The 21,228-nt window shown below is 56.0% G+C and carries 21 protein-coding genes; 11 read left to right on the forward strand and 10 right to left on the reverse strand.

Annotation, left to right across the window (positions count from 1 at the left end; translation table 11 throughout):
• Positions 1 to 46 precede the first annotated feature (46 nt).
• Entirely contained in the window at positions 47 to 808 is a 762-nt protein-coding gene (locus KORM41_RS03220; protein WP_197420945.1) for a Crp/Fnr family transcriptional regulator, read from the forward strand.
• A 149-nt stretch (positions 809 to 957) separates the two neighbouring features.
• Here the strand turns inward: KORM41_RS03220 and KORM41_RS03225 are convergent, their stop codons facing one another.
• Positions 958 to 1,578 carry an EF-hand domain-containing protein gene (locus KORM41_RS03225; RefSeq protein ID WP_068144427.1) on the reverse strand — a complete coding sequence of 207 codons (621 nt, stop codon included), beginning with the start codon at positions 1,576 to 1,578 and terminating at the stop codon, positions 958 to 960.
• 205 nt (positions 1,579 to 1,783) lie between these two features.
• Between KORM41_RS03225 and KORM41_RS03230 the strand changes: the two genes are divergently transcribed.
• The 5 genes from KORM41_RS03230 to KORM41_RS03250 all read left to right on the forward strand — a co-directional run bounded on the left by KORM41_RS03230 (position 1,784) and on the right by KORM41_RS03250 (position 9,309).
• Positions 1,784 to 4,153: a M1 family metallopeptidase gene (locus KORM41_RS03230; protein ID WP_068144430.1), complete on the forward strand. Its 2,370-nt coding sequence runs from the start codon at positions 1,784 to 1,786 to the stop codon at positions 4,151 to 4,153.
• A gap of 268 nt (positions 4,154 to 4,421) precedes the next feature.
• The gene (locus KORM41_RS03235) at positions 4,422 to 5,486 is read left to right on the forward strand and encodes a GGDEF domain-containing protein (protein ID WP_068144433.1); all 1,065 of its coding nucleotides are present in this window, start codon (positions 4,422 to 4,424) and stop codon (positions 5,484 to 5,486) included.
• Between the two features lie 25 nt (positions 5,487 to 5,511).
• The gene (locus tag KORM41_RS03240) at positions 5,512 to 6,024 is read left to right on the forward strand and encodes a DUF6702 family protein (protein ID WP_068144435.1); all 513 of its coding nucleotides are present in this window, start codon (positions 5,512 to 5,514) and stop codon (positions 6,022 to 6,024) included.
• 68 nt (positions 6,025 to 6,092) lie between these two features.
• Entirely contained in the window at positions 6,093 to 6,440 is a 348-nt protein-coding gene (locus KORM41_RS03245; RefSeq protein ID WP_068144437.1) for a hypothetical protein, read from the forward strand.
• Between the two features lie 196 nt (positions 6,441 to 6,636).
• Positions 6,637 to 9,309 (forward strand): zinc-dependent metalloprotease, encoded by a 2,673-nt coding sequence (locus tag KORM41_RS03250; RefSeq protein WP_068144438.1) that lies wholly within the window; start codon positions 6,637 to 6,639, stop codon positions 9,307 to 9,309.
• An 85-nt stretch (positions 9,310 to 9,394) separates the two neighbouring features.
• Here the strand turns inward: KORM41_RS03250 and KORM41_RS03255 are convergent, their stop codons facing one another.
• The 3 genes from KORM41_RS03255 to KORM41_RS03265 form a co-directional block, all read right to left on the reverse strand.
• A complete protein-coding gene (locus KORM41_RS03255; RefSeq protein ID WP_068144443.1) occupies positions 9,395 to 10,153 on the reverse strand; it encodes an SDR family NAD(P)-dependent oxidoreductase in 759 nt (252 codons plus the stop codon).
• Between the two features lie 77 nt (positions 10,154 to 10,230).
• Positions 10,231 to 10,509 (reverse strand): SEL1-like repeat protein, encoded by a 279-nt coding sequence (locus tag KORM41_RS03260; RefSeq protein ID WP_068144446.1) that lies wholly within the window; start codon positions 10,507 to 10,509, stop codon positions 10,231 to 10,233.
• A 186-nt stretch (positions 10,510 to 10,695) separates the two neighbouring features.
• Entirely contained in the window at positions 10,696 to 11,874 is a 1,179-nt protein-coding gene (locus tag KORM41_RS03265; protein WP_068144451.1) for an ATP-binding protein, read from the reverse strand.
• Positions 11,875 to 12,091: 217 nt separating this feature from the next.
• On the opposite strand from KORM41_RS03265, the gene KORM41_RS03270 reads away from it, so the two are divergent.
• Positions 12,092 to 12,715, forward strand: a complete 624-nt coding sequence (locus tag KORM41_RS03270) for a glycine zipper domain-containing protein (RefSeq protein WP_068144456.1) — start codon at positions 12,092 to 12,094, stop codon at positions 12,713 to 12,715.
• A 160-nt stretch (positions 12,716 to 12,875) separates the two neighbouring features.
• Here the strand turns inward: KORM41_RS03270 and KORM41_RS03275 are convergent, their stop codons facing one another.
• The 6 genes from KORM41_RS03275 to KORM41_RS03295 form a co-directional block, all read right to left on the reverse strand.
• Positions 12,876 to 13,859, reverse strand: a complete 984-nt coding sequence (locus KORM41_RS03275; RefSeq protein WP_231727115.1) for a glycine zipper 2TM domain-containing protein — start codon at positions 13,857 to 13,859, stop codon at positions 12,876 to 12,878.
• Between the two features lie 241 nt (positions 13,860 to 14,100).
• Positions 14,101 to 14,412 (reverse strand): hypothetical protein, encoded by a 312-nt coding sequence (locus KORM41_RS22145; RefSeq protein ID WP_231727116.1) that lies wholly within the window; start codon positions 14,410 to 14,412, stop codon positions 14,101 to 14,103.
• Positions 14,413 to 14,428: 16 nt separating this feature from the next.
• Positions 14,429 to 15,916, reverse strand: a complete 1,488-nt coding sequence (gene gatB / locus KORM41_RS03280; protein ID WP_068144462.1) for an Asp-tRNA(Asn)/Glu-tRNA(Gln) amidotransferase subunit GatB — start codon at positions 15,914 to 15,916, stop codon at positions 14,429 to 14,431.
• A 5-nt stretch (positions 15,917 to 15,921) separates the two neighbouring features.
• On the reverse strand, positions 15,922 to 17,397 hold the full coding sequence (gene gatA / locus KORM41_RS03285) for an Asp-tRNA(Asn)/Glu-tRNA(Gln) amidotransferase subunit GatA (RefSeq protein ID WP_068144464.1): 1,476 nt from the start codon (positions 17,395 to 17,397) through the stop codon (positions 15,922 to 15,924).
• 9 nt (positions 17,398 to 17,406) lie between these two features.
• Positions 17,407 to 17,697: an Asp-tRNA(Asn)/Glu-tRNA(Gln) amidotransferase subunit GatC gene (gene gatC / locus KORM41_RS03290; protein ID WP_068144465.1), complete on the reverse strand. Its 291-nt coding sequence runs from the start codon at positions 17,695 to 17,697 to the stop codon at positions 17,407 to 17,409.
• Positions 17,698 to 17,837: 140 nt separating this feature from the next.
• Positions 17,838 to 18,410, reverse strand: coding sequence for a PAS domain-containing protein (locus KORM41_RS03295; RefSeq protein ID WP_082719715.1), 573 nt, complete (start codon positions 18,408 to 18,410; stop codon positions 17,838 to 17,840).
• 130 nt (positions 18,411 to 18,540) lie between these two features.
• Here KORM41_RS03295 and KORM41_RS03300 point away from each other — a divergent pair, with 130 nt between their 5' ends.
• Genes KORM41_RS03300 through KORM41_RS03315 form a run of 4 tightly spaced genes read left to right on the forward strand, consistent with a single transcriptional unit; the run spans position 18,541 to position 21,195 of the window.
• Positions 18,541 to 19,089: a GNAT family N-acetyltransferase gene (locus KORM41_RS03300; protein WP_068144469.1), complete on the forward strand. Its 549-nt coding sequence runs from the start codon at positions 18,541 to 18,543 to the stop codon at positions 19,087 to 19,089.
• Between the two features lie 6 nt (positions 19,090 to 19,095).
• Positions 19,096 to 20,247 (forward strand): DUF3089 domain-containing protein, encoded by a 1,152-nt coding sequence (locus KORM41_RS03305; protein ID WP_068144474.1) that lies wholly within the window; start codon positions 19,096 to 19,098, stop codon positions 20,245 to 20,247.
• Positions 20,248 to 20,270: 23 nt separating this feature from the next.
• Positions 20,271 to 20,702 carry a Holliday junction resolvase RuvX gene (gene ruvX, locus KORM41_RS03310; protein ID WP_068144743.1) on the forward strand — a complete coding sequence of 144 codons (432 nt, stop codon included), beginning with the start codon at positions 20,271 to 20,273 and terminating at the stop codon, positions 20,700 to 20,702.
• The gene (locus tag KORM41_RS03315; RefSeq protein ID WP_068144477.1) at positions 20,692 to 21,195 is read left to right on the forward strand and encodes a GNAT family N-acetyltransferase; all 504 of its coding nucleotides are present in this window, start codon (positions 20,692 to 20,694) and stop codon (positions 21,193 to 21,195) included. The genes ruvX and KORM41_RS03315 overlap by 11 nt, the downstream gene beginning before the upstream one ends.
• Positions 21,196 to 21,228 lie beyond the last annotated feature (33 nt).

The raw sequence follows: 21,228 nt of genomic DNA on the forward strand, positions 1-21,228 counted from the left end.
ATAGCGGCATCTTATGGGGGTAAGATTGCCATTTGGGAGGCTATTTGTGAGTGGTTTTTGTCAAATCTGTCCGCACCATGGTGGGCCGGAAGACTGTAAGTATAAGCCTTCTGAGGACGTTAGCGACTTGATCGCCGGGCACCATGAGGTACCTGCGCGGCAAGTGGTGTCGACTTTCCTCAAACCCGGGCAAATGGTTCATATCAGGCACGGCTGGGCCTATTCCTTCCGAATGATGCCCAATGGTGAACGCCAGCTGGGCGGTATTTACAGCGACGGCGACATCCTTTGCTGGCCCAACATCTTCAGCAATCGCACCGGGTGCAGTTCCCGTGCGATCACCAAACTCAGTGTCTGCATCATCAATGTAGATAATTTCACCGCCCGCATTCGAGGCAATGGTCGCTATTTTCAGTTCTTCCAGAGACTGATGGAACGACAGTTCATGGCCCTGACGGACCGCACCTTCGACCTGTGTCACCGCAACGCAGAGGAAAGGCTTTGTCGCCTTCTCCTCAAGGCCTGCCTGTCGCTTTGTGGGAAAATTGGCAACTATATGGAACCCATCCCGATCACGCAGGAGATATTGGCAGACCTGATCGGGGTCTCGAAAATCCATGTCAATCGCCTACTCTCCAGCCTGCGGCAACGAAACGTATGTCATGTAAGCCACGGATATCTCAGCATCCTGGATTGGGAAAGACTGCAGGAAACAGCCAATGTCACCAATGCGGAGCTTGAGGAGTGGTCGGCAATATTGGCTCCTGCGAACCACTTGCCGCCCATCCAGCAGGATGACAGCGCCTAGCAAGAGGTGGCTTGAATTTATGACACTCCCAGCCCACAGGGGTAAGTCCATGGGCTGGGTGTGCTTGAGGCTCTCCTGATCGAAACATACGTACCGCTTCGGGTACCAGCCAGAAGGTCAGCCTCACTTGGGAGGAGAGTTCTTGAAAGTCACCGCCTAAAGTGGGGCTGCATCCGGTGGCCTTTACCTTTCTTCATTCTGCGTGCTTTGGCAGCTTCAAGAAGTTCCGCTTTGGTGACTTCACCGTCACCGTTCACATCCATCCGCTTGAAATGACCGACTGGTTTGGCTGCAAATTCTTCAAGCGAAATACGCTCGTCGCCGTCCCGGTCGTGCTTTGCGATGAAATGCAGCCGTGTGGGCTTGCCCTCAAATCGGCCATGACGCGGGCCTGACGGGTCCGGCATATCGTCCGGTTCGAAATCTTCTCCCCGCTCGTCCATGCGCTCCTTCATCCGTTCTGCCCGTTTTTTCATGCGCTCCCTGGCGTGTTCAGGGATGGGCATTTCCTTCGGCAGTTCTTCAAGCGTCAAGTAGCCGTCGCTGTTCTTGTCAAATTCCGCAAACTTTTCCTGCGCTTTCGCCATCATCTCCGCATGGCTGACAACGCCATTTTTGTTGCTGTCCAAATCATTGAAGCGTTCTTCAAGATGGGCTTTCATGTTTTCAACATGCTCGGCTCTGCGTTCTTTCGAACCGTCCACCGCCAGCACACCGGTGGCGAACAGTGCGGTTGCGGAAATCGCTATCGTCTTTTTCCAGACATTCATGGTCTTGGTCCTCTACTATTGGCTCTTGTCATTTCTGCGCGTCCACAGCTTTTACGAACCCATTTGCAAGCGCCCTTCGCTCCATTTGCTAAACTTTGGATTATTGATGCGACACATTTTTGCCATAGTCTTGCCCAGAGCAGATTTGTGGCATAGGGTCGCCGCCAGCAAATGTGAGCAATCCAATCTAATGAAGGGCAGAAACATGAGATTTATCGGGATTGTTTTGGCAGCTTTGGTTGCCTTCCCGGCCTTTGGGGATGCCAATGTGCAAACCAAAGGTACATTCAACGACAAGTTCCGGCAGCTGGAAGCGGACCTTCCTACGCCGAATGTTTATCGTACCGCCTCCGGCGCGCCTGGCCATGCCTACTGGCAGCAACAGGTAGATTACAAGATCAAGGTCCGGCTGGACGAAAAGGCCCGCCAGATCCACGGCTCTGAGTCCATCCACTATGAGAACAACAGCCCCGATACGCTGACATACCTGTGGCTGCAGCTGGACCAGAACCGTTTTTCCAAACACTCTGACGCCTATACCACCATGGAAATGGGCGAAGAGGCATCGAAGAAGATGGGTTACAGCACCCTGCGCTTCCTTGCCCGCACTGAAGGCAAGGACTGGGGCTTCAAGCTGAACAGCGTCAAGTCAGGCGGTAAGGACCTAAAGTACACCGTTGTCGACACCATGATGCGTATCGACCTGCCCAAGCCGCTGAAGCCGGGCGCAAGCTTCGATTTCTCCATCGACTGGCACTTCAATGTGCCGGAAGGCAAGGCCATGTGGGCTCGCGGCGGCTACCAGCCGTATGAGCGTCACGGCAACGATGTCTTCTTTATCGCCCAGTGGTTCCCGCGTCTTGCAGCCTACACAGATCTGGCTGGCTGGGAGCACAAGCAGTTTCTTGGCACCGGTGAATTCACGCTTGAGTTCGGTGATTATGACGTTGAGATCACTGTACCTGCTGACCATATCGTCGGCTCGACAGGCGAGCTTCAAAACCCGAAGGATGTTCTGACGAAAGAACAGCGCGCGCGCCTCGATGAAGCCCGCACGGCGGATCGCCCCGTCTTTATCGTCAACCGCGAAGAAGCCCTTGAGAACGAGAAAGAAGGCACTGACGGCACCAAGACCTGGCACTTCAAGGCAGAAAACGTGCGCGATTTCGCCTTTGCGTCCTCGCGGAAATTCGTCTGGGATGCCTGGGGAGTGAAGCTGCCAGACAGCGGTCGCACCGTAATGGCCATGTCGCTCTATCCGGAAGAGACAATGCCGCTGTGGGACAAATATTCCACGCAGGCAATCGCCCACACACTGGATACCTACAGCCGCTATTCATTCGAATACCCCTACCCTGTTGCCTGGTCCGTACACGGCCCAATCGGCGGCGGCATGGAATATCCGATGATCACATCAAACGGCTATCCTGTTGAAATCGAGAAAAACGAAGACGGCAGCGAAACCCGCACCTACTCCCGTCGCACCAAATACGGCCTGATCTCGGTGATCATTCATGAAATCGGCCACATCTATTTCCCGATGACGGTCAACACGGACGAGCGCAACTGGGCCTGGATGGACGAAGGCATCAACAGCTTCCTGCAGTCGATGGCAGAGCGCGAGTGGGAAGCCAATTATCCTGCCCGCCGTTCTGTGCCGAAGGGCGTACTATCATACATGACGAGCCCGAACCAGACGCCAATCATGACGCAATCAGACAGCATCATCGGTTATGGCCCGAACGCCTATACCAAGCCTGCTGTGGCGCTCAACATTCTGCGTGAGACCATCATGGGCCGCGAACTGTTTGATTTCGCATTCCATGAATACAGCCGTCGCTGGAAATTCAAGCGCCCCTACCCCGCTGACTTCTTCCGCACCATGGAAGACGCCAGCGCCAAGGATCTGGATTGGTTCTTCCGCGGCTGGTGGTACACCACCGACCATGTGGATATCGCCATCACGGGCGTAACCCATGCCCGCATCAACACCGAAGACCCTGAGGTTGAGAACCCGATCAAACGGGAGCAAGACCGCAAGGACAAGGTCTATATCGGTGAGATGCGTGATCAGGCGGCAAACCTGAATTATCGGATCGACCGTTTCCCGGAGCTTCTGGATTTCTATAACGAAAACGACGATTTCATCGTCACCGAGAAGCAGAAGAAGGCCTATGCCGGCAAGCTCAAGGGCCTGAAGGACTGGGAAAAAGAGTTGCTGAAATTCGGCCACGACCTTTACTTCATTGATTTCGAGAATATCGGCGGCCTTGTAATGCCACTTATCCTCGACGTGGAATATGAAGACGGCAGCCACGAAGAAGTCCGCATTGCCGCGGAAATCTGGCGTGAAAATGCCCAAAAGGTCACAAAGCTGCTGGTCCGCGACAAACAGATCAAGTCCATTACGCTTGATCCGTACCATGAAATTGCCGATGCGGACGAGACCAACAATGCCTGGCCTGCCAAGCCTGTTATGTCTCGCGTGGAGCTCTATAAGCGTAAAGCTGGCCGCAACCTCATGAAAGAGGTGCTGGACGGTGAGAAAGAAGCCGAGTCGGATAAGAAGGACTAGGTGGATCACCCCTGCTACTTTGCAAAGACGATCGGGAGGCTTCGGCCTCCCTTTCTTTTTCACCATGTTCTTCAAAATTTTACTTTTGGTCCGTTAGACTGGTTTCAACCTGGGCTGGCCCCTTGACAAAGAGAGCGTTGTGGGGTCCTTTGCCTCCGGGGTTTGAGGATGATGTACGGGTACTATGGCTAAGCTAGACATAGTTAAAGCGGTTTTGGGGTTGGCTGCATTCACGTTCTTGTTGCTGGGACGTGGTCTGGGCCCAGATATGCCACTGGAACTGCCCTTCTTTCTGGCTGGACTGTTCTGCCTCGGCTGTCTGTTCATAATCACGCTCTATGGCCTTATCAAACCGGGACAAGCTGGCAGGGGCAAGCTGCTGCTTGATCCAGACCGCCTGCCAGACGGTGTCCTTATTTCAGGGATCAATGGTAAAGTGCTGGCTGCCAACGCCATAGCGCAGCGCCTGATCACCAATTTTGACCCTTCCCATGATATCTCCAAGCTGTTTGATGGCTGGCACCGGGAACTTGGAGACCGCGCACAGGCAGACCAAGTGGTAGAGGCCGTCCTGGCCTCCCCCGATATCCAGTTTTCCGAGATGCTGAACCTTAAGGATGGACGGGTAATTGAACGCAATACGCGCCCGCTCGACGACGATGGCAGGCGCATCTGGTTCCTCCGCGACATCACGCATGTCCAGCAGGCAAACAACGATAGCGCCATGCACCAGTCAATGGTGGAAGCCGATGCCGCCCGAACAGCGGAACTGGCTGAACAGCTGTATCACGCCAAGGCAGAGCTTGAAGCAAAACAGGCAGAACTCAGGCGCCTGGCCAACACTGACTCGCTCACCGGCCTCCTGAACCGTCGCCGGTTCACTGCGCGCGGCGAAGAAACCGTCTCCGCCGCGATAGACACGGAAATCTGGGTGATCATGATGGACATCGATCACTTCAAGCGCATCAACGACACCTATGGCCATGCGGCAGGCGATGTCGCAATCAGGGATTTTGCCGGCATCATCAATAACAGCGTGAGCGACCATGGTTTTGTCGGCCGCATGGGCGGGGAGGAGTTCGCCGCAATCCTGCCTGGTTCGAACATGCATGCTGCCATCCGCCTTGCAGAGGATATTCGCCGGCAGACGGCCAAGCACCAGACCAAATGGGAAGATGAAAAATTCCGCTTCACCACCAGCATCGGGGTGGCCCAGTGGCAGCCTGAAGAAATTACGATTGAGCCCGCTCTCGACCGGGCCGATCAGGCGCTTTATAGTGCCAAGGCTTACGGCAGGAACCGGGTTGTCGGTTTCGAATATGCCACAGCCTGACCTTTAGCCAAGAAGTTGATTTGTAATGATAAAATCACTGCGCACCTTCACCGTGGAACTGACAATCCTTGCCCTATTCACAACGGCCGCGCTGGCCCACAGCGCCTTCGCCACCCTGACTGAAATTGAATGGAACGACAGGGATGGTTCACTTGAAGTCATCATGCAGATGCATGCCGACCTGCTCGAAGCGCGAATTTCAGTTGATCACGGCGAACGGCTGAGCTTTCTGAACCCAGATCATTTTGACGCACTGGAAAGCGGCGCGGCACCCCTTGTGTCCAGGCATCTGCATATTACTGTCAATGGCGATCCTGTTGACCTGACATTCCTGGGGCTGGAATACCGTGACCAGGAAGTATTCATCTATCTTGAAAGTGATCTTCCCAGGGCACCAGAGACAATGGAAGTCATGAACAGCCTGTTGATCGACCGGCTGCCCGGGCAGATTAATTCAGTGATGGTAATGGTAAAGGGGCGGCGGCTGGCCGGCGACATCACATCAAGCGGCGAGCCACTTGAGTTCGAGTTCCCCTAATTATTCGTGAGGTCACTTGCATGCCACATTTTGCCTCGCTAATGTGACCTCAGGAATCAAAAACAAGAATGATGACAATGAAAAACACCATTGCATTCGGCCTCATCATGGCCTTCACGATCGGCAGCGGCATTCCAGCGTCTCACGCAGATGAAAACGAGCTCCTCAACTTTGCCCGCAGCAGCGCGAAAGTCGCTGGCAGCGCCCAATACTGCAAAGCAGACGAGGATATGATCGACGAATTCATAGCCAAGGCAGAAGCCCGCCTGGCCATTCTGTCCAAGGACGACTATGAAAAAGTCCTGGGCAAGCTTGAATTCAAGAATGTTCTTGCAGGTGCAGCCGCGCGTGAGCCCGAAGAAGGGTGTGACGCGTTTGTGACCAATTTTGAAGACATGGTTCGCAGGGCACGCTGAGCCCGGTCGCCAAAATGCGACGAAACGGTTTCCAAAAAGGATTAACTGAGCATACGGACATTGACTCGCCGGAATGCGTTGGTGACACTCATTTTTTGCTTTTGGGACAATAAGCTTCCGGCAGGCAATAGGCTTGTCAGCCGGGCATTAAGGGGAGGATCGCCAAAGGCGGCCAACATCATCGAGGAGAAGCAAGGTGAATAACCTGGACCAGAAATTCCGTTTCCTGTTAGCAGGCGTTGCGCTGGGTGCTGTCGCATTCGTTGCGCCGACGATCGCTGCAGAAGACGACAAGCCCGCCAAGCCGGCTGTCGCCAAGAAACAGGAAGAGGATACTGAGGCCAAAGAAGAAGAAAAGGCCGACGACGAAGCTGAAGAGGCGGGTGAAGAAGACAAAAAGAAGAAGGAAAAAACCATCGCGGATTTGGTCAAGGACAAGACCGAAATCGATGGCCTTTTCAAACTGTATCAGGATCCTAAAAACGGAACGCTGATGATGGAGGTCCACGAGGACCAACTGGGCAAGGAATTCATCTATTTCTCCCACACAGCGGACGGCGTTGTTGAAGGGGGCCACTTCCGCGGCCAATACCGCCAGCAGAAAGTCTTCCGCATCGAGAAGCACTTCAAGAAGCTCCAGTTCGTGGAAGTAAACCCATACTTCTACTTTGATCCAGACAACGCGCTGTCGAAGGCGAAAGACGCCAATATCTCCCCTGCAACGATCGCGTCCCATTCGATCGATGCGGAATCCGAAGACGGCAAAAGCTATCTCATCAACGTCACAGGCTTGTTCCGCTCAGAAGCCTTCGACCAGGTCAAACCGACGCCTAACCCTCGCCTCAAGCCATGGGAGCGCTTCAACCTTGGCAAGCTTGATGGCAGCAAAACCAAGATCGCGGCCGTCAACAACTACCCTGAAAATACAGCGGTTACAGTTGACTATGTCTATACCAACCCGACCCCGATGAACCGGGGCCAATGGTTCGAAATTACCGATGCCCGCAATGTGACGGTTTCCGTACAGCACACGCTGGTAGCGATGCCGGAGAATGACTTCAAACCACGCTTTGACGATGCCCGGGTCGGCTATTTCCTCGACTATGTCAACGACATGACCGACCACGGCGCAACGCCCTGGCGCGATATGATCAACCGCTGGCACCTTGTGAAGAAAGATCCAAGCGCCGAGATTTCCGAGCCCGTTGAGCCGATCACCTGGTGGATTGAGAACACCACGCCTGTAGAGCTACGCCCAACGATCAAGAAAGCTGTGGAAGCCTGGAACATCGCGTTTGAAGCCGCTGGTTTCAAGAACGCCGTCGTGGTGAAGGAACAGCCAGACGACGCCGAATGGGACGCTGGAGACATCCGCTACAATGTGCTTCGCTGGACCTCAAGCCCGCAACCACCATTTGGCGGCTATGGCCCGAGCTTCTCCAACCCGCGCACAGGCCAGATTCTTGCAGCAGACATCATGCTGGAATATTCATTCCTGACAAACCGCATGAACGCCAGCAAAGTCTTTGAAAATGCCGCGCTGGGCCTTCAGACTGAAGACAGCCAGATGGAAGACTTCATGCAGTCGGTCAAGGCACACGGTCGCAACTGCAACCTGGCAGGCCACCTGCAGATCAACAACATGCTGGGCAAGACGCTGGCTGCCATTACCGATGCTGGCCCAGAAGCCAGCGAAAAGCTGGTGGAAGAAGCTATCTATTACCTGATGCTTCATGAGGTCGGGCACACGTTGGGCCTGAACCACAATATGAAGGCCACGCAGGCCCGCGCTTACGAAGAAACCTATGACATCGAAGCGCAGGAAGAAGGCCTTGCCGGCTCGGTGATGGATTATCCAAGCATCAACTTCGCCCCTCCGGGTGAAAAGCAGGCGCATTACTATACGGTTCGCCCTGGCACCTATGACATCTGGGCCATTCAGTTCGGCTACGACCCTGACCTGGACGACCCAGACAAGATGAAAGCCCACCTTGCGCGGTCAACTGAAAAGGGCCTTGTGTTTGGTAACGACGCGGACGACATGCGCGCACCAGGCAAGGCAATCGATCCGCGCGTCAACATCTTTGACATGACTGATGACGCCGTTCAATTCGCGAACGACCGACTGAGGCTGGACCGCGATGCCATGGGCAAACTCCGCCAGAAATTCACGACAGATGGCCAGAGCTATCAGGAGCTCAGGAACGCCTACCTGATCCTGACAGCTGACATGGCATGGCAGGGGCGCGTTGCTTCCCGCTATGTGGGCGGCGTGTATGTGGACCGTGCCGTGGCAGGACAGGAAGGTGCGACAGCGCCTTACCGCCCAGTGGAAAAAGAAAAACAGGAACAGGCCATGCAGCTGCTGCGTGACTATATCTTCGCGCCAGATGCCTTCCAGGCTGATCCATCCCTGTTCCAGCACCTGGCGATACAGCGCCGTGGCTTCTTCCACTTCAGCGGCAACGAAGACCCTGCCCTGCATGGCCGCGCGCTGAGCATTCAGGCCGATATTCTGGCACACCTGCTGCACCCGAATACACTGATGCGGATTACCGACAGCGGCCTTTACGGTAACAGCTACAGCGTTACCGAGATGATGACCGACCTGACGGACGCCATCTTCGAAGATGACAGCCGCGATGCCGTAAACACCTTCCGCCAGGAGCTGCAGGTGCACTATGTCAAGCGCCTGATTGGTATCCTATCAGGTGACGAGTACGACTATGTCGCCCGCTCGAACGCATTCTCGACGCTCAAGTCGCTTGGTAAGGACATGACGCGCTGGCGGGGTGACGCAGCAACCCGCGCGCACCGCGACCACCTGGGCTTCCTGATCGAGAAAGCCCTGGAAGTACACAAAGGTTGATAGCTAGATACAGAAAAGAAAGCGGCGCCACGAAAAAGAAAACGTGGCGCCGTTTTTGTTTGTCTGAGTGTTTACAAGTGCGACCTTAACGCACGTAGCTCGCGCCGTTGATATCGATGGTGCAGCCGGTCGAATGGTCAATCAGGCCGCTCAGGAAAAAGGCAACCATGCTGCCGATATTTTCAGGCGGCGCTGCGGCACCCATCGGCACTTCTTTCAGCATCCATTCGTTGCCGGGCTCGAAGGCCACAGCCGCCATATCAGTTTTCACCCAACCAGGCGCGATGGTGAAGGCATAAATGCCCTTGTCCGCAAAACCGCGGGCGATTGAGCGCATCAGCGATACAACAGCCCCCTTGCTGGCGGCATAGTTCAAATATTCCGGCCCGTCACCCCGGAAGGATGCCCGGCTGGCGATGGTGACAATCCTGCCACCGCCCGCAGCGCCAAAATCCCGTATGGCTTCGCGGCAAAGGTCCGCAACCGCCTGCACATTCACCGCCATCACATCGGCCCAAGCCTGATGCCAGCTGTCGTCATCCATATCCAGCGGCGTTTCGGGCATGATGCCCGCGTTATTCACAAGCCCGCTCAGGCCGCCCTTGAAGGCCATTGCCTGCGCCCACAACGCCTTGCCGGCCCCTACTTCGCCTAGATTGGCCTTCACTGCCAGCAAGCGGTCGGAGCCGAATTCGGCCTTCAGGTCTGCCAGGGCGCCTTCGCTGGAATTATAGCTGCCAACAACGGATGCACCCGCCTCAAGCAGAATACGTGCTGTTGCGGCGCCAATCCCACGGGATGCGCCGGTTACAAGAAAAGTCTGGTTTTCGGAAAAATGGATCATGCTGCCCCGCTCCTTCAGTTTGGGGGCAGTATAGTTTTTTTACGTCATTTGGCCACGGCTGTTTGATGAAACTTTCATCAATGCACCTGCAGCCATTCCCGTGCCTGGCGCTGGGCCTCTGCGATCTGCTGGCGGCTCATGTCTTTCGCAAGCTCGCACCGGTCCACCTGTGCGCGGTGAACACCGCGGATGGCAGCAAGATTGAACCACTTGTGTGCCTGGATATAGTCGCGCTCCACCCCCTGCCCGGTTGAATACAGCAGGCCAAGGTCATAGAGCGCATCGGAAGCGCCTTCTTCCGCCTTCGCGATACGTTCCGCTACATAGTCGAATAATTCCGTGTCTTTTCGTCCCATTCCATTCCTCCATCCCTTAGGCGGAGCGCAATATGGCGCGCAACCACCGCCTGTGAAAACATCACAGCGGGAGACACACACGAATGAATGAACGGACCGGCAGCTACTTCTTGTTGGCAGTGCTCAGTTGAGAGCATAGCAAAAATTCCAGAAAACCAGAAGCAATTTGCTCCCACTTCAAACCGGCTAGATATAGGCGTAATCGCGTCCTTCACGGGATACGGAACGGCCGGCAGGGAAACGGATGACAGCCCGTGTGCCTACACCCGGCTGGCTTTCCAGTATCAACCTACCGTCATGGGCTTCCGCAAAGGCTTTCACAAGGGGTAGCCCAAGCCCTGTGCCCTCATGCCGCCGAGAAAGACCGGCATCCCCCTGCACGAAGGGTTGCAGCACCAGTTCAAGCTGCTCCTCGTTCATACCGGGCCCGTTGTCCAGGACAACGATCTCTATACCGCCATCGTCCATGAGACGCTGAGAAATTGTCACTTCCGCGCCGTCAGGCGAAAATTTGATCGCGTTAGACACCAGATTGATCAGCATCTGTTTTGTTACCTGCAAATCAGCAAACAGTTCGACGCCCAAATCCTCAGCATCAGCCCGGAGGGTGATCTTCTTATTTCGCGCAGCTGCTGTCATCATGCGCACCACCCGGTGGATAATTTCCTGCGGGGCTTCATAATCTTCGCGCAGGGTGAAAGCGTTGGCCTCAACCTTGGTGAAGTCCAGGATCGAATTAATCACACCCAGAAGATGGGCCCCGCTTTCGCGGATATCAGAAATATAGCTCCAGACATTTTCAAGCGACCGCCCCCTGGCCTGCTCTGCCAGGATGAAATCGGCAAACCCGATCACTGCGTTCAAGGGTGTCCTGAGTTCATGGCTCATGTTGGCAAGAAACTGGCTACGGGAGCGGGTCGCCGCCTCGGCTTCAATCCGGGCTTCATCCAGGGCCTTCATGCGCCGTTCCGCCCGCTTCATGTGAAGTTGCAGCAGCGTGTGGGAGGTGCAGATCCCTTTATAGAGCCCCCCGGCTGTTACGATAAAACCTTCCTGCAGGGCATGGCGCTGATCGTCGATCAGCATGGCATAGAGGCTGTCGATTGAGACTTCATGATCAACCACCAGCGGGTTACGGTCCATCAGTTCCGATACCGGTCGCTTTTCATATAGGGGGCGCCCGAAGCGGTCCGCCAGTCGCACAAGAAACTCCGTCCGTTTCAAAAGCCCAATCGGCACACCACGACTTAGCACAGGGATGGCAACGAGATTTGGATCCGCTTGAAAGCGTTCAAACACTGCCCCACAATGGGCGTCCGGCGTCTCTGGATGCACCGGTGCCGAAATGAGGGTAATGTCATGCATGAATCTGCCTTTTTCTTTTGCTATTTCCTGCCCTTATCAGCAAGCGGCATGACGGTGTAATGACAGTTTCATTGCGACTTGAAGACATGGCGACAAGCCCCGTTCATCGGCCATTCAGCCCACTGGCGTAAAGTTGGAGGAATGCTGCCATTGCCATGAAAAGGCCCTGTTTCTGGCAAACAGTGCTATGGTGAGGAAATCCAGGAGTTCAGCCACCATGACGATCAAAAACAAAAAACTGGCGCTTTTGCTGCCACTCGCGCTGACGGCGACAGCCTGCACCCAAAGCGTATCACCCCATACCTATGATTCCTATGCCGTGGGCGAGGCCCGGCGTGTGGAACGGGGCGTCATCGACAGCTATCGCTGGGTGGAAATCAGGAAATCAAACAGCGGTGTGGGCACTGCAGCTGGTGTCGGCATCGGCGCGGCCGCCGGGTCTACCGTGGGCGACAGCGGCGCTGAAAATGTCATCGGCGCCATCGGCGGCGCCTTACTCGGCGGCCTGATCGGCAGCAGCATCGACAAATCATCCAGCAAGACGTCCGGGTTTGAATATATCATCCGCACCGAAAGCGGGAACCTGATCACCGTCGTACAGGCCGACCGCCAGCCCTTCGCTGAAGGCACGCCTGTCATTATCGTATTTGGCGCAGACCGCACCCGCATTCGGCTTGACCATGCAGCATACGAAGAGCGCGAGCGGTACGGCAATTACGAGCCGCAGGAAGAAGAATATGTGCCGCGCACCTACGAAAGCGACGGCCTGGAGGACTTTGAACCTGCAGAAGACGAGCCCGAAGAGGAAGAAGAAACTGATCCAACTGGGCGAGTGCTCTGATCAACGCGTGACACAAATGATTGGAGAATGAAGGCGGCTGATGCCGCCTTTTTATTTGCCCCTTTTGACATTGCTGGCGCGCCAAACAAAAAGATAAAGGCCGCTGATCCAAAGACCAGCAGCCCTGATTGTTTCACTAAATTCCATTCAGGATCAGGCTTTAGTCGTCATACTCATATTCGACTTCCCACTTGCGGCAGACATATTCACCGTGGCGGTAGGCATATTCAATGCACTTCCGCACTTCGCGCGGCGGACTGTAAACCTCGTCCTCAAGCGAGTAACGGTTCGGGTCTCGGCCCTGATACCCAGGGTCATAATCATAGGAGTCATAGGACCGGCTGGACGTACCACTGTCACTTGTCGCCGCGTTGCCAATGGCCATCCCGACGAGGGAACCAATGATAATCCCGGCAGAGCGGTTGTGCCCGCCATCGATCTCAGACCCCAGGATACCGCCAATCACACCGCCAAGGATGGTGCCGGCGACATTGTCTGATCCGCCACCATAATAGCCCACGGAATAGCGCGTATCATAGTGATAGTCGAAGCCTGGGCAGTATCCACCATAGTGATAGTGGTGGTGGTGGTCATGCCACAGCCAGGTGGCGTGGGTGTGCCAGTATCCGGAATAATAGGGCCAGTGGCCGAAGTAATAATAGCTGGTGTAGCTGGGCACCCCGAACCACCAGTTATGATAGCTGTGGCGATAACCCTTCCGGTACCCTTTCCAATAGCCATAGCTATAGTCTCGCCCGTACCTGCGATCCCAATAACGGTCACGGTCGCGCGAGCGGTCACGCCACCAGGTGCTGCTGCGCTGGTGATCCCGTCCGCGGTGTTGGTCGCGCCAGTTTTCACGGCTGTCATAGCTGCGGCGTTCACGGTCAGCCTCCGCGCGCGTCCGGCGTTCGTCACGTAATGCACGGCGCGCGCCATCATCATGGACAGTACGGCGCCCCCTTGCATCGTCCCGGCGGGAACGCTCGCGGTTTGTCTGATTACGAGCCCTCTCGTCACGGGATCTTTGGTCACGCGCGCGCTCGTCGCGTGTCCTCTGATTGCGATTAGCCTGTTCGCGACTATTCTGGAGACGATAGGTCTGACGGCTGGGCTGCTGATCCTGGCGCACTTCTCGTGGCACACGAACATTCCTTGGTGCCGTAGCTTCAGTCCGAACCTGCCTTGGGGCTGTGGCCTCAGTCCGGGCTTGCCGTGGAGCCGGTTGCTCGGTGCGCGGCGGCCTTGGGGCCGGCTGCTGCCTTGGGGCACGTCGCTCTGTCCGCGTCTGTCTTGGCGCCCGCTGTCTTGCCTCGCGGCGCTGCTCCGCCGCGGCTTCACGCCGGTATTCAGCACGGCGGTCTTTCTTGTCATCAGCAGAAGCTTCAAGGGATGGCAAGGCAAGCATTGTTGTCGCCATCAATACCGGGGCCCAGAGTTTCAGGGATGTCATTTGCATCATGCCCTCCTTTAATCCTGTGCCTGAGAATACGGCCGGTAAACTGAACGGGGCATGAACCTTTGTTTGGCAATAAAGACAGGTGAACCGTCCCCGCAATTGCGTGCTGCAATATTGACAGCTTCAGCAGTCTCTCTTGTTCCGGTGGCAGAATTGAGGCATCCCCCCTGCCTGCAATAAAGCCTATTCTGCAAAAGAAAAACCACCGGCCAGGCTGACCGGTGGTTTCCAAAATCATTAGAGGATGGCTTTACTTAGCCGTCCAGCTTTGGCTTCAGAAGCTGGTTGACCATGCCCGGGTTGGCCTTGCCGCCGGTGGCTTTCATCACCTGGCCAACGAAGAAGCCGATCAGCTTGTCCTTGCCCGCGCGGTACTGCTCCAGCTGGGCAGGGTTGGCCGCAATCACCTCGTCGATGATCTTTTCAATCTCGCCAGTGTCCGATACCTGCTTGAGGCCTTTTTCCTCAACGATGACTTCCGCGTCCTTGCCAGTTTCAAACATGATCTCGAACACATCCTTGGCGATCCGGCCCGAAATCGTACCGTCTTCAACCAGCGCCAAAAGGTCGGCGCCCTGTTTGGCGGATACCGGGCTTTCGCTGACGGACTTGCTTGCCTTGTTCAAGGCACCGAACAGGTCACCCATCACCCAGTTGGACGCCTTTGCGGCCAGTTTCTGGGATGGCTTGCCGGTTTTCGCGGCAAGGGCCGAAAGCAGGTCTTCGAAATAGTCACAGGACTCTTTCTCGCCCACCAGTACGCTGGCGTTATAGTCAGACACACCCAATTCTTCGACAAAACGGGCTTTCTTCTCGTCCGGTAGTTCCGGCAGGCTTTCACGTGCTGCGTCAATAAAGGCATCGTCGAATTCAACCGGCAGAAGGTCTGGATCCGGGAAGTAGCGATAATCGTGCGCTTCTTCCTTGGATCGCATGGACCGCGTCTCGCCCTTCGATGGGTCAAACAGACGCGTTTCCTGGTCGATGGTGCCGCCGTCCTCGATGATGTCCACCTGGCGCTGCGCTTCATATTCGATCGCCTGACGCACGAAACGGATGGAGTTCACGTTTTTGATCTCGCAGCGCGTGCCCAGTGGGTCACCCGGCTTGCGCACGGATACGTTCACGTCGGCGCGCATGCTGCCCTGCTCCATGTTACCGTCACAGGTACCGATATAGCGCAGGATGGTGCGCAGTTTGGTCAGGTACGCACCGGCTTCTTCCGGGCTTGACATATCAGGCTTGGAAACGATCTCCATCAGCGCCACGCCAGACCGGTTCAGGTCAACGTATGTCATCTGCGGATGCTGGTCGTGCATTGACTTGCCCGCATCCTGCTCAAGGTGGATGCGCTCAACACCGATATCTTTTGTCTTGCCGTCACCAAGGTCGATCGTGATCGTGCCTTCACCCACAATCGGGTGCTTGAACTGGCTGATCTGATAACCTTGTGGCAGATCGGCATAGAAATAGTTCTTGCGGTCAAACACCGAACGCTTGTTGATCTGGGCACCGAGCGCCAGACCAGTACGCACCGCCTGGCGGATACATTCGGCGTTGATCGTGGGGAGCATGCCCGGCATGGCCGCATCAACAAGCGACACCTGCGCGTTAGGCTCTGCACCAAATTCGGTTGAAGCACCAGAAAACAGCTTGGCGTTGGAGATAACCTGGGCGTGCACCTCAAGACCGAGGACAACTTCCCAATCACCAGTGGCGCCTTGAATACGATAGTTGCTCATGACGCTTACCTCCACCACTCTGCGGGTTTGGCCGTAAAGTTCGCGGCCTCTTCCATAACACCAGATACTTTGAACACGGTTTCCTCATCCCACGGCTTGCCAAGGATCTGCAGGCCAAGCGGCAGACCGTTTGCATCAAGCCCAACCGGCACGCTGGAGCCAGGCAGGCCCGCAAGCGACGCCGGTACGGTGAATACGTCATTCAGGTACATGGCGATCGGGTCGTCGGATTTTTCACCCGGCGCAAACGCGGCCGATGGCGCCGTTGGCGTCAGGATCGCGTCAACTTTTTCAAACGCCATCTTGAAGTCGTTGGCGATCAGTTGACGAACCTTCTGGGCCTTCAGGTAATAAGCGTCATAGTAACCGGCTGACAGCACATAGGTGCCGATCATGATCCGGCGCTTAACCTCGTCACCGAAGCCCGCAGCACGGGTTGCTTCATACATGTCAACAAGGCCACCGCCTTCAACCGTTTCCCTAAGGCCGTAGCGAACACCGTCATAGCGCGCCAGGTTCGAGGAAGCCTCGGCCGGCGCCACGATATAATAGGTTGGCAGCGCGTATTTGGTATGCGGCAAGTTGATGTCGACGATTTCCGCACCCGCGGCTTTCATCCACTCAATCCCCTGGTGCCACAGCGCCTCAATTTCGCCCGGCATGCCGGCAAGATGATATTCCTGCGGGATACCGATCTTCATGCCGCGGATATCGCCAGTGAGCGCCGCTTCAAAGTTCGGCACAGGGATATCAACGCTGGTGCTGTCCTTGGTGTCGAAACCGGAAATGCTTTCCATCATGATCGCGCCGTCACGCACGGTGCGGGTGATGGTACCAGCCTGATCAAGCGAACTTGCGAACGCTACCATGCCGTAACGACTGCAGCGGCCATAGGTTGGCTTGAAACCGAATGTACCGGTGAAGGACGCTGGCTGGCGGATCGAACCACCAGTATCGGAAGCCGTTGCCCCCATCGCGGCAAAACCAGCCACAGACGCCACAGAACCGCCTGAGGAACCACCCGGAACCGTATCGGTATCACCGCGGCGCCATGGGTTTTTCACAGGGCCATAGAAGCTTGTCTCGTTCGACGAGCCCATGGCGAATTCGTCCATGTTCAGCTTGCCAAGCATTACTGCGCCATCGTCCCACAGATTTTGGGTGACGGTGCTTTCATACTCAGGCTTGAAGCCATCCAGAATGTGGGAACACGCCTGTGTGTGCACACCTTTGGTGGCGAACAGGTCCTTGATGCCCACAGGAATGCCGGTCATGCCCTTCTGCTCACCCGCCCCAATCTTGGCGTCAGCCTTGTCGGCTTGCTCCAGCGCCAGCTCAGGCGTCTTGGCGATATAGGCATTGAGCGCGTCAGCAGCCTCAACGGAGGCGATATGCGCTTCCGTCAGTTCGCGGGACGTGATGTCGCCCTTTTTCAAAAGGTCGCGAGCTTCCGCGATAGTCAGTTTCGTGAGATCCGTCATGGCCGCCCCCTACTCGATTACTTTTGGCACGGCAAAGAAGCCATACTCGGCGTTCGGCGCATTCTTGAGAACGCTTTCCTGCTTGTCGCCATCAGACACTTCGTCCTGGCGCCAACGCAGCTTCGCGTCCACCACGCTTGACATCGGCTGGATGTCGTCCGTGTTGACCTCGTCAAGCTGCTCTACCCACCCGAGGATGTTGTTAAGCTCGCCCGCCAGGGGCTCAAGCTTGTCTTCCTCAATTTTGATGCGCGCAAGCCGCGCAATTTTGGCAACGGTTGCCTTATCAATATTCGACATGAAAATTCCTATGATACTAGCCAGGAAAATGCGTGAAATCAGCGCGGAACTTAACGCCTGACAACCCTGTGAGCAAGGGCTTATCCGCCCGCGCGTGCAGATTCTGATGTGAGAGGCTTCAAGAGGTCACACCGCAACCGCTAATCGAGCGGATCAAGCCGCACGTAAGACATGAAGCGATTGACCGTCTCACCGTCTTCCGACAGCGGCACATAAAGGATATGCAGCCGCACCGGCGGATCCACTTTCCGCTCCTCACTGACTCCAATCACTGGCGTCTTGATCTCCACCGCATGCTGCATGGAAGCGATCACCCGGTCGGCCACGTCGGGCTGGTGAACTTCGCGCACCCGCTGGTGTGTGATTTCGCTGTAAGCCCCTGCAACAGCGCTGCCATGCAAGGTTACACGCGCATCCGCCATCCTGCCGTCGCCGCCCCAGATGGGCTCCACGAGCGATATCCAGGGCAGATAGGCCTTGAGTGCGGCTGGAGAGACATCTTTTTTCTGGTTGAAAGCACGCGCACCTCTGCAAGAGGCGAAATGCTTCAAGATGCTTGAGAAATCATCGCCAAACACGGGCGCATCCGCAGCCGGGTAGAGAAAATAATCTCCGTTCCCATATCCGTCTTTGCTGCCAATCCGGTCTGTGGTTGAATCAAAAGAAGATATTTTACCCTCCTGAAACCCGCTGATCAGGCCAGCAGGCCCCATAAAAATGCCCAAATTGGCCATTTCTTGCAATAAGCCTTTTGCCTGCAATGCCGAAAACCTCAAAATTCGGCTTGCATTCCCCCCCTCAACGCGCCCAAATCAGCAGATAACCGCAGTTGGGAACACAAGATTGAGCGACCAGATCACCATACGCGAAGCGCGCCTGTCCGATGCAGGGCCGCTCAATGGTTACATCCGGCAGACCTATGCCAGCGCCAATCATCTGATTACGCGCGCGACTGAATTTCGCGCGGGCAGTTGGAAACAGCGTTTCTGGATCGCCCGGAAACAGACCAACCCGTTTGAGGTCTGCTTGGTCGCAACGTCCGAAGGCGATATTGTCGGCATGCTGGACAGCTGGACAGACCGTAGAAAAAGGGTGCGGCACACCACAGGCTTCGCCATGAGCGTGGCAGAAAACTGGCGCGGTCGCGGCATCGGCAAAAAACTGCTTTTGCATTTCATCGATTGGGTGCAAATACATGAAGTACTTGAGCGGATCGAACTGCATGTCCATAGCGACAACAAGGCTGCGATCGCGCTTTACCAGGCCGTTGGTTTTGAACAGGAAGGCGTCAGGAAAGATGCCGTCCGGTATGAAGACGGCCGTATCGTTGACGACCATATCATGGCTTTGTGGCCTGGGCGGTCCAATAGACCAGAAATACCAAGGGGGTAAGCCATCATGGCAAAGCATAAAACCGCACCGGCAGCCAAATTTCTGCTCGCGATAGCCGTTGTGATCATTCTGATCCTGATTGGCGGCATTATCCTGAACCAGAATCAGGCTGCCATGATGAAGGTCGCGTTTGTGCCGTCTCATGAAATCGCATCCGAGGAGCCAACGCCGGCGCCCGACTATACGACAGAAGAGGCCTGGGCTGCCCTGCCCGGCAAAACATCGCCCGCGCAAATGATGCCTGAAGGCATTATACGGACTGCCATGGTGCCGGAAGTGGATGTCTTCTACATCCACCCAACCACGTATCTGAACAAGGAGCGCTGGAACGCGCCTTTTGACGGCGACGAAAAAACCATGCGCTGGACGGACAATTTCGCCCTCCGCTATCAGGCCAGCGCCTTCAACCTGGCTGGCCAGGTTTACGCCCCACACTACCGCCAGGCTACCTTCGGCGCTTTCCTTGACGACAGCGGCCAGGGTGTTCAGGCAATGCTGAACGCACATGCCGACGTGCTCGCAGCTTTTGACAATTACATCACCACAAAAAACAAGGGACGCCCCTTTATTATCGTCGGCCACAGCCAAGGAGCCTTGCACGCCCTTCTCTTGTTGGGCGAACGGGTTGCGCCGACGAACCTGCGCGACCTTATGGTTGCCGCCTATATCATCGGCTGGCCGGTCAGCCACGAGGGCGATCTGGCGGTTCTGCCGGGCATTGACGCCTGCGAGGGCAAGACCGATACAGGCTGCGTTGTCTCGTTCCAGAGCTTCGACAAGGACGGCGACGCAAGCCCGCTTCTGAAAGTTGTGGCCGCAACGCCGGGCCTGAACGGCAAACTGCGCGCGGGCACCAAGATGCTGTGTACCAACCCGCTGAGCTGGGAGGTGGACGGCACAACCACAAAGGCGGCGAACCTGGGTGCGATTGAACTGTTGCCGGAAGCGGGCCCGATTTCGGCCCCGATCCCGTCCCTCACGGGTGCCCGCTGCGGCAAAGACGGCGTACTTTACCTGACCCGCCCACCGCAGGGCTCCTGGAGCGAATACCAGATGGCGGGCGGCAACTATCACGCCTATGATATTAATCTGTTCTATATGAACATTCGCCAGAATGCCGCCGAACGCGCCAGCGCTTGGCTGGAGAAAAACCGGTGAGCCATCAGGTTTCCATCACGGAAATGAAAGGCCGGCTGAAACCACGCCAGCGCCTTCTGGGCATGGACCCTGGAACTAAAACCATTGGCCTTGCGCTTTCGGACACCACGCTGATGATCGCAACGCCGATGGAAATCATCAGGCGCAAACGCTTCAAGGATGACGTAGCCCGCATCCAGCAGATTGTTGAAGAACAGAATGTCGGCGGCTTCGTGATTGGCTGGCCCGTGAATATGGACGGCAGCGAAGGACCGCGCTGCCAGTCGGTCCGCGCTTTTTCCGAAAATCTCGCCAAATTTTTTGACCTGCCGCAAACGCTGTGGGACGAACGCCTGTCTACAAGCGCCGTTGAACGCACGCTCCTGGAAGCAGACAGCAGCCGCGCCAAGCGCAAGGATGTGATCGACAAGATGGCCGCAGCCTATATCCTCCAGGGGGCCCTGCATGCGATTTGACACAAGTCTTTCTGCCGAAGACGGGCCGAACATCGACCATCTCCTGCGCACGACCTATCCAACAGACTTTGAAGCCAGGCTGGTTGAAAGCCTGCGCACCCGGCGCGTAATGGCGGCGGAACATGGCCTGTGGGATCAGGGTGCCCTTGTGGGCTATGTTGCCTATTCGCCGGTATCCATCAAAGACGTAGACACAAAACGCCAGATACTTGGCCTTGGCCCGCTGGCGATTCACAATGACTATCAGGGCGAGGGCCTGGGCCGGCGCCTGTTGGAGGAAAGCCTCAAGGAAGTTGAGGCAGACGCCATTGTCCTGTTGGGACACACAGACTTTTATGAGAGGGTTGGTTTCAGGCCCGCAGCAGACTTCGGCCTGACATTTTCTGACGACCGTGAACAGAATGCCGCCTTTATGGCGATGGAATGCTGGCAAGGGGCGCTCGAAGGCCTTTCAGGCCGGGTGGTCTATGACACGAAATTCTACGCGGACTGAAACCCCATGCCCCAAATCCGACACCTGCGTTGG

This window comes from Kordiimonas lipolytica (genome assembly GCF_001550065.1).

Coding starts and splice junctions, on each gene's coding strand:
- KORM41_RS03230 (WP_068144430.1), top strand. CDS start 1,784: ATGAGATTTATCGGGATTGTTTTGGCAGCTTTGGTTGCCTTCCCGGCC.
- KORM41_RS03245 (WP_068144437.1), top strand. CDS start 6,093: ATGATGACAATGAAAAACACCATTGCATTCGGCCTCATCATGGCCTTC.
- KORM41_RS03255 (WP_068144443.1), bottom strand. CDS start 10,153: ATGATCCATTTTTCCGAAAACCAGACTTTTCTTGTAACCGGCGCATCC.
- KORM41_RS22145 (WP_231727116.1), bottom strand. CDS start 14,412: ATGATTTTGGAAACCACCGGTCAGCCTGGCCGGTGGTTTTTCTTTTGC.
- gatA (WP_068144464.1), bottom strand. CDS start 17,397: ATGACGGATCTCACGAAACTGACTATCGCGGAAGCTCGCGACCTTTTG.
- KORM41_RS03265 (WP_068144451.1), bottom strand. CDS start 11,874: ATGCATGACATTACCCTCATTTCGGCACCGGTGCATCCAGAGACGCCG.
- KORM41_RS03240 (WP_068144435.1), top strand. CDS start 5,512: ATGATAAAATCACTGCGCACCTTCACCGTGGAACTGACAATCCTTGCC.
- KORM41_RS03270 (WP_068144456.1), top strand. CDS start 12,092: ATGACGATCAAAAACAAAAAACTGGCGCTTTTGCTGCCACTCGCGCTG.
- KORM41_RS03260 (WP_068144446.1), bottom strand. CDS start 10,509: ATGGGACGAAAAGACACGGAATTATTCGACTATGTAGCGGAACGTATC.
- gatC (WP_068144465.1), bottom strand. CDS start 17,697: ATGTCGAATATTGATAAGGCAACCGTTGCCAAAATTGCGCGGCTTGCG.
- KORM41_RS03305 (WP_068144474.1), top strand. CDS start 19,096: ATGGCAAAGCATAAAACCGCACCGGCAGCCAAATTTCTGCTCGCGATA.
- KORM41_RS03295 (WP_082719715.1), bottom strand. CDS start 18,410: ATGGGGCCTGCTGGCCTGATCAGCGGGTTTCAGGAGGGTAAAATATCT.
- KORM41_RS03315 (WP_068144477.1), top strand. CDS start 20,692: ATGCGATTTGACACAAGTCTTTCTGCCGAAGACGGGCCGAACATCGAC.
- gatB (WP_068144462.1), bottom strand. CDS start 15,916: ATGAGCAACTATCGTATTCAAGGCGCCACTGGTGATTGGGAAGTTGTC.
- KORM41_RS03225 (WP_068144427.1), bottom strand. CDS start 1,578: ATGAATGTCTGGAAAAAGACGATAGCGATTTCCGCAACCGCACTGTTC.
- ruvX (WP_068144743.1), top strand. CDS start 20,271: ATGAAAGGCCGGCTGAAACCACGCCAGCGCCTTCTGGGCATGGACCCT.
- KORM41_RS03235 (WP_068144433.1), top strand. CDS start 4,422: ATGCCACTGGAACTGCCCTTCTTTCTGGCTGGACTGTTCTGCCTCGGC.